This window comes from Streptomyces sp. A01 (genome assembly GCF_059026195.1).
This window is the reverse complement of the sequence record NZ_JBWLKN010000063.1, coordinates 1-7412: the sequence shown is the minus strand read 5'-3', so window position 1 is coordinate 7412 and position 7412 is coordinate 1. Positions and strand designations below refer to the sequence as shown.

The window sequence follows — 7412 nt, the reverse complement described above, 5'->3', positions numbered from 1 at the left end:
GCCCTCCACCACCTCCTGGACACCATCCCCGACGACCAACCCCTGACCACCGTCATCCACGCGGCGGGAATCGCCGAGGTGACGCCGCTGTCCGAGCTGGGATCGGCTCATCTTGATGAAGTCCTGCTGCCGAAGGCGTACGCGGCGGGTCATCTGCATGAGCTGACCCGGCAACTGGACCTGAGCGCGTTCGTCCTGTTCTCTTCGGGGGCCGCCGCCTGGGGCAGCGGCCAGCAGGCTTCGTACGCCGCCGCCAACGCCTACCTCGACGCGCTGGCCGAACACCGGCGCGGCCTCGGCCTGCCGGCGACCAGTGTGGCCTGGGGCCCGTGGGGCGACGTGGGCATGGCCGTCGATGACGAGGCCGTCGCCTACTTCGGCCGCCTGGGGATCACCCCCCTCGACCCCGCCCTGGCGATCGCGTCCTTGCAGCAGGCTCTCGATCGCGGTGACAGCACGGTCACCGTCGCCGACATCGACTGGGAGAAGTTCCCCGCCGCCTTCGCCGCCCAGCGGCCCAGTCCGCTCCTCAGCGACTTCATGCGGCCCGGCCGGGACGCGGACGAGCGGGAGGCCGTATCCGGTGGACACCCGCTGGTGCGGCAACTCGCGGACAGTACACCCGCGCAGCAGCATCAGATCCTCCTGCGTCTGATCCAGACCAGTGCGGCCGCCGTGCTGGGGCACTCCGGCACCGACACCATCCCGTCGAGCAAGCCGTTCCAGGAGCTGGGCTTCGACTCCCTCAGCGCCGTGGAACTCCGCAACCAGCTCAGCGCCGCCACCGGGCTCGACCTGTCCCCGACCCTCGTCTTCGACCACCCCACCCCGTACGCCGCCGCCACCTGGCTCCGTGACGAGCTCACCGGTCAGCGTGCCGCCGTCACCGGGCACACCTCGGCGGCAGCGGCCGACGAGCCGATCGCGATCGTCGCGATGGCATGCCGGTATCCGGGGGACGCGCGGAGCCCCGAGAAGCTGTGGGACCTGGTCGCCTCCGGCCGCGACGCCATCGGGGAGATGCCCGCCGACCGCAACTGGGATCTGGATTTCCTGTTCCACCCCGACCCCGACCACCCGGGCACCAGTTACCTGCGTGAGGGCGGCTTCCTCTACGACGCGACCCAGTTCGACGCGGGGTTCTTCGGCATCAGTCCGCGTGAAGCCCTCGCCATGGACCCCCAGCAGCGGCTGGTCCTCGAAACGGCGTGGGAGGCCTTCGAGAACGCGGGCTTGAGCGGTGATCAGCTCAGCGGCAGCAACACCGGTGTGTTCACCGGTGTGACCTCGCAGGACTATCTGTCGCTGACCGCCGACACCGCCAGCGACGTGGAGGGTTATGTCGCCACCGGCAATATCGGCAGTGTGGTGTCGGGCCGCGTGGCGTACGCGTTCGGCCTGGAGGGCCCGGCCGTGACGGTGGACACCGCGTGTTCGTCGTCGCTGGTGGCCCTGCATCTCGCCTGTCAGGCGCTACGGCAGGGCGAATGCACCATGACCCTGGCCGGTGGTGTCACGGTGATGGCCACGCCCGGCGCGTTCGTCGAGTTCTCGCGCCAGCGCGGAATGGCCGCCGACGCGCGCTGCAAGGCGTTCGCGGCGTCCGCCGACGGCCTGGTGTGGGGCGAAGGGGCGGGGCTGCTGCTCTTGGAGCGGCTGTCCGACGCGCGGCGCAACGGTCACCAGGTGCTGGCGGTGATCCGTGGCTCGGCGACCAATCAGGACGGCGCCAGCAACGGGCTGACCGCGCCGAACGGCCCCTCCCAGCAGCGGGTGATCCGCCAGGCACTGGCCAACGCGCGGCTGTCGCCGTCGGAGGTCGACGTGGTCGAGGCGCACGGCACCGGCACCGCGCTCGGCGACCCGATCGAGGGCCAGGCCCTGCTGGCCACCTACGGGCAGGAACGCCCCGCCGGGCAGCCCCTGTGGCTCGGCTCCGTCAAGTCCAACATCGGTCACACCCAGGCCGCCGCCGGGGTCGCCGGGGTGATCAAAATGGTGATGGCGATGCGGAACGAGACGCTGCCCGCCTCCCTGCACATCGATGAGCCCACCCCCCATGTGGACTGGGAATCCGGCGCCGTACGCCTGCTGACCGAGCCGACTCCGTGGCCGCGCGGCGAGCGTCCCCGGCGGGCGGGGGTGTCCGCGTTCGGCATCAGCGGCACCAACGCCCACCTGATCATCGAGCAGGCCCCCGAACCGGACGGACAGCCCACGGAAGGGGACGGGCCCGCAGAGGTGGACGGGGTGGTGCCGTGGGTGGTCTCGGCGCGCAGCCCTGAGGGGCTGCGTGGTCAGGCCGCGGCGCTGGCCGCTCATGTCGCTCATGTCGCTCATGTGGCGGACGACCCGCGGATCTCACCCCTCGATGTGGGCTGGTCGCTGGTCAGCGCGCGGTCCGCGTTCGAATACCGCGCGGTGGTGCTCGGCGACGGCCGCGACGAACTGCTGGCCGGACTGGAGGCGCTGGCGGCCGGTGCGGCACATCCCGGCGTGGTCCATCCGGGCACGACGGCGGTGGCCTCGGAAGCGGGCCCCGTGCTGGTCTTCCCGGGCCAGGGCTCGCAGTGGGTCGGCATGGGTGCCGGGCTTCTGGAGAGTTCCCCGGTGTTCGCCGACCGGGTGGCGGAGTGTGAGTGGGCTTTGTCGCCGTATGTGGACTGGTCGCTGACTGAGGTGTTGCGCGGGGTTGGGGGTGGCGCGGATCTGGGTCGGGTGGATGTGGTGCAGCCGGTGTTGTGGGCGGTGATGGTGTCGTTGGCGGCGGTGTGGGCGGCGCATGGTGTGGTTCCTTCGGCTGTGGTGGGTCACAGTCAGGGGGAGATCGCGGCGGCGTGTGTGGCCGGAGCGTTGTCGTTGGAGGACGGTGCGCGGGTTGTGGCGTTGCGCGGTCAGGCGCTGCGGCGGCTGGCCGGTGGTGGCGCGATGGCCTCTCTTGGCGTGGGCGGGGAAGCGGCCGGAGCATTGCTGGCCGGGTTCCCGGAGGTGGGGGTGGCCGCCGTGAACGGTCCGTCCTCGACGGTCGTCTCGGGCCCGCCCGGCCAGGTCGCCGCGGTGGTGGCGCGGGCCGAGGGCCAGGGGCTGCGGGCGCGGCTGATCGACGTGGACTACGCCTCACACGGCCCGCAGGTCGACCAGATAGCCGACGAGTTGCACGACGTCTTGACAGGAGTCCTGCCGCTGGAGACGGACGTGGTGTTCTACTCGACCGTCAGCGCGGCCCCCATCGACCCCGCCGGTCTCAGCACCGCCTACTGGGTGGCCAACCTGCGGCAGCCCGTACGGTTCGCCGACACCATCCAAACCCTCCTCGACGACGGCCACCGGCTGTTCATCGAGGCCAGCCCCCATCCTGTCCTCACCATCGGTGTGCAGGAGACCTGCGAACAGGCCGATGTCGAGGCGGCCACGGTCCCGACCCTCCACCGCGACCGCGGCGGGCCCGCCCAACTCGTACGAGCGGTCTCGCAGGCCTTCGCCGCCGGAGCGCGGATCGACTGGGAGGCCGTCTTCCTCGCCGGACGCGCCGCGCGCGTGGTCGGGCTGCCCACGTACGCGTTCCAGCGTCAGCGCTACTGGCTGGCGCCTTCCGCCCGCGACGGCAGGGGCGGCAGGGCCGCCACGGTGGACGACCCGGCGGAGAACCAGCTGTGGCACGCCATCGAGGAGTGTGATGTCGATGCCCTGACCAGCGTGCTGCACGTGGACGACACCGCTGAGGCCGCCGATGACCTGCGGCCCGCACTGCCCATCCTGTCGGCGTGGCGGCGGCGGCACCGCGAGCGGAACGTCCTTGACTCGTGGCGGTACCGCGCCGACTGGGTCCAGCTGACCGGCCCGGCGACCGGCGCCCCGCTGTCAGGGACGTGGCTGCTGGCCGTACCCCCCGGGCAGGAGGAGCACCCCGCGGTGCTGGCCTCGGCCGAGGCTCTGGAAGGCCACGGCGCCACAGCCGTGACCTACCCGGTCCAGGTCGGTCGTGAGGAGCTGGCCCGGCAGCTGGCCGACCTGGCAGCGGACACCCCGCCCGCGGCGATCCTGAACCTGCTGGCCCTGGACGAGGACCCGCACCCGGCTCACCCGGCGGTGCCGGCCGGTCTGGCCGCCACCACCGCCCTCGTACAGGCGCTGGGAGACGCCGGGATCACCGCGCCGCTGTGGTGCCTGACCCAGGGCGCGGTCTCCGTCTCCGTCAAGGACACCCTGACCAGCCCCACCCAGGCGCAGGTCTGGGGGCTGGGCCGGGTCGCCGCCCTCGAACACTCCGCACGCTGGGGCGGACTCATCGACCTCCCCACCACCATCGACGACCACACCCCCGCCCGGCTGGCGGCGCTCCTCGCCGCCGGGCAGCCCGAGGACCAGACCGCGGTCCGCGCCACCGCCACCTTCGCCCGCCGCCTGCGCCGCGCCCCCGCCATCAGTCTCAACGGCGACCCCGGCTGGCGGCCCACCGGCACCACACTCATCACGGGCGGCACCGGCGGCCTGGGCGGACGGCTGGCCCGGTGGCTGGCCGAGAACGGTGCCCCGCATCTGCTACTTGCCAGCCGCAGCGGACCCGACGCACCCGGGGCCACCCAACTGACCGGAGAAATCGCCGCGTTGGGCAGCACCGTCACCATCGTTCCCTGCGACGTCTCCGACCGCGCCGCCGTCCAGCGCCTCCTGGACGCCATCCCCGACGAGCACCCGCTGACCGCCGTCATCCACACGGCGGGGCTGCCGGAAAACGCCCCGTTCACTGACCTCGACCTGCCGCACATCGACCAGATCCTGCGGCCCAAGGCGCAAGCCGCCGCGCACCTGCACGAACTGACCCGGCACCTGGACCTGAGCGCCTTCGTCCTGTTCTCCTCCGGCGCCGCCGCCTGGGGCAGCGGACGGCAGGCTTCCTACGCCGCCGCCAACACCTACCTGGACGCGCTGGCCGAGCACCGGCGCGCCCTGGGCCTGCCCGCCACCAGCCTGGCGTGGGGGCCGTGGGGTGACACGGGCATGGCCGCCGACGAGAGCGCCGTCACCTACTTCGGCCGCCGGGGCCTCGCACCGCTCGATCCGGACCTGGCGGTCAAGGCGCTCCACCAAGCTCTCAACCACCACGACACGACGCTCACCATCGCCGACATCGACTGGGAGAAGTTCCCCGCCGCGTTCACCGCACAGCGCCCCAGCCAGTTGATCGCCGACCTGGTGAGGCCCGGCCGCCGCGAGGCCGCGGAGCAGGCCGCCGAGCCCGGCGAGCACCCGTTGCGTCAGCAGCTCGCCACCAGCACCGCCGCCCAGCAGCGCCACCTCCTGGTCCGGCACGTACAGACCCACGTCGCCGCCGTGCTCGGCCACCCCGACCCCGACGCTGTTCCCGCCGGAAAGCCGTTCCAGGAGCTGGGCTTCGACTCCCTCACAGCGGTCGAACTCCGCAACCAGCTCCAGGCCACCACTGGCCTCGCCCTTCCCCCGACCCTCATCTTCGACCATCCCACGCCCCAGGCCCTCGCCGACCTGCTCCGCGAACACCTTGTCGCCATGGACGTCGTCAGCGAGGGAAGCCTGCTGACCAGCCTCGACACCTGGGACGCGAGCTCCGACCCCGCCGCGCTCGACGAGGGGGCCCGGCGGCGGATCACGCACCGGCTGGAGCTGCTGCTGGGCAAGTGGAGCCAGCCGGACGACGGCGCCGACGGGCCCTCCGGGGCACACCGTGACCTGGAGACGGCCTCGGCGGAGGACATCTTCGACCTCATCTCCGACGAATTCGGAAAGTCGTGAGCCCGTCGTTCCCGACCCACCGCGTCGCGCCAAGGAGCGTGGTTTCGCATGCCGAATGAGGAAAAGCTTCTCGACCACCTCAAGTGGGTCACCGCCGAGCTGCGCCAGACCCGGCAACGCCTGCGGGAGGCCGAATCGGCCGAGCCGGAACCGGTCGCGATCGTCAGCATGGCCTGCCGGTACCCCGGCGGCGTCGGGTCGCCCGAGGACCTGTGGCGGCTGGTGGCCGACGGCGGTGACGCCATCGGCGCCTTCCCGGCGGACCGGGGCTGGGACCTCGACGCACTCTACGATCCGGACCCCGACCAGTCCGGCACCTCGTATGTGACCGAGGGCGGTTTCTGTGACGGCGCCGTCGACTTCGACGCGGCGTTCTTCGACATCACCCCGCGCGAAGCGGTGGCGATGGACCCCCAGCAGCGGCTGCTGCTGGAAACCGCGTGGGAGGCGTTCGAGCGGGCCGGACTCGACCGGGACAGCCTGCACGGCAGCGAGACCGGAGTGTTCGCCGGAGTCAGCTCGCACGACTACCTGTCGTTCATCGGCCCCCTCACCAGCGACGTCGAAGGCTACGTCGGGACCGGAAATCTGGGCAGCGTGGCGTCCGGCCGAGTGGCGTACTCCCTCGGCCTTGAGGGACCGGCGGTGACGGTGGACACCGCCTGCTCGTCGGCCCTGACGGCCATGCACCTGGCGTGCCAGTCGCTGCGCCAGCGCGAGTGCCAACTGGCCCTGGCGGGTGGGGTGTCGGTGATGGCCACGCCCGGCGCGTTCATCGAGTTCTCCCGGCAGCGCGGGCTCGCCCCGGACGGCCGGTGCAAGTCCTTCGCCGCCTCCGCTGACGGCACCGGGTGGGCCGAAGGCGTCGGCCTTGTCGTACTGGAACGCCTCTCCGACGCGCGGCGCAACGGCCACCGGGTGCTGGCCGTGATCCGCGGCTCGGCCATCAACCAGGACGGCGCCAGCAACGGGCTGACCGCGCCGAACGGCCCGTCGCAGGAGCGGGTCATCCGGCAGGCGCTGGCCAACGCCCGGCTGTCGGCGGCCGAGGTGGACGTGGTGGAAGGGCACGGCACCGGAACCACCCTGGGCGACCCGATCGAGGCCAAGGCGCTGCTGGCGACGTACGGGCAAGGGAGGGCGGACGACCGGCCGCTGTGGCTCGGCTCCGTCAAGACCAACCTCGGGCATACGCAGGGTGCCGCAGGTGCGGCCGGGGTGATCAAGATGGTGATGGCCTTGCAGCATGAGACGCTGCCCGCCTCGCTCCATATCGACGCGCCTTCCCCGCACGTCGACTGGGACGCCGGTGCGGTACGCCTGCTCAGCGAGGCGGTGGCCTGGCCCCGGGGTGAACGCCCCCGCAGGGCCGGGGTATCGGCCTTCGGCATCAGCGGCACCAACGCCCACCTGATCATCGAGCAGGCCCCCGAACCGGACGGGCAGCCTCCCGAACCCGCCGAACCCGTGCGGGTGGCGGGCGGGGTGGTGCCGTGGGTGGTGTCGGCTCGTAGCGCTGAGGCGCTGCGCGGCCAGGCGGCGGCGTTGGCCGCACGTGTGGCGGATGCCCCGGTGCCGGTGGCTGATGTGGGGTGGTCGCTGGTGACGACCCGGTCGGTGTTCGAGCACCGGGCCGTCAT

General features: G+C 72.3%; 2 protein-coding genes. Both read left to right on the top strand.

Annotated elements, in window-relative coordinates; all coding sequences use genetic code 11:
- Positions 1-5772: type I polyketide synthase (locus AC5P1B_RS35360; protein WP_493892134.1), on the top strand; the 5772-nt coding region annotated here is incomplete at its 5' end.
- 48 nt (positions 5773-5820) lie between these two features.
- Positions 5821-7412: type I polyketide synthase (locus tag AC5P1B_RS35355; RefSeq protein ID WP_493892133.1), on the top strand; the 1592-nt coding region annotated here is incomplete at its 3' end.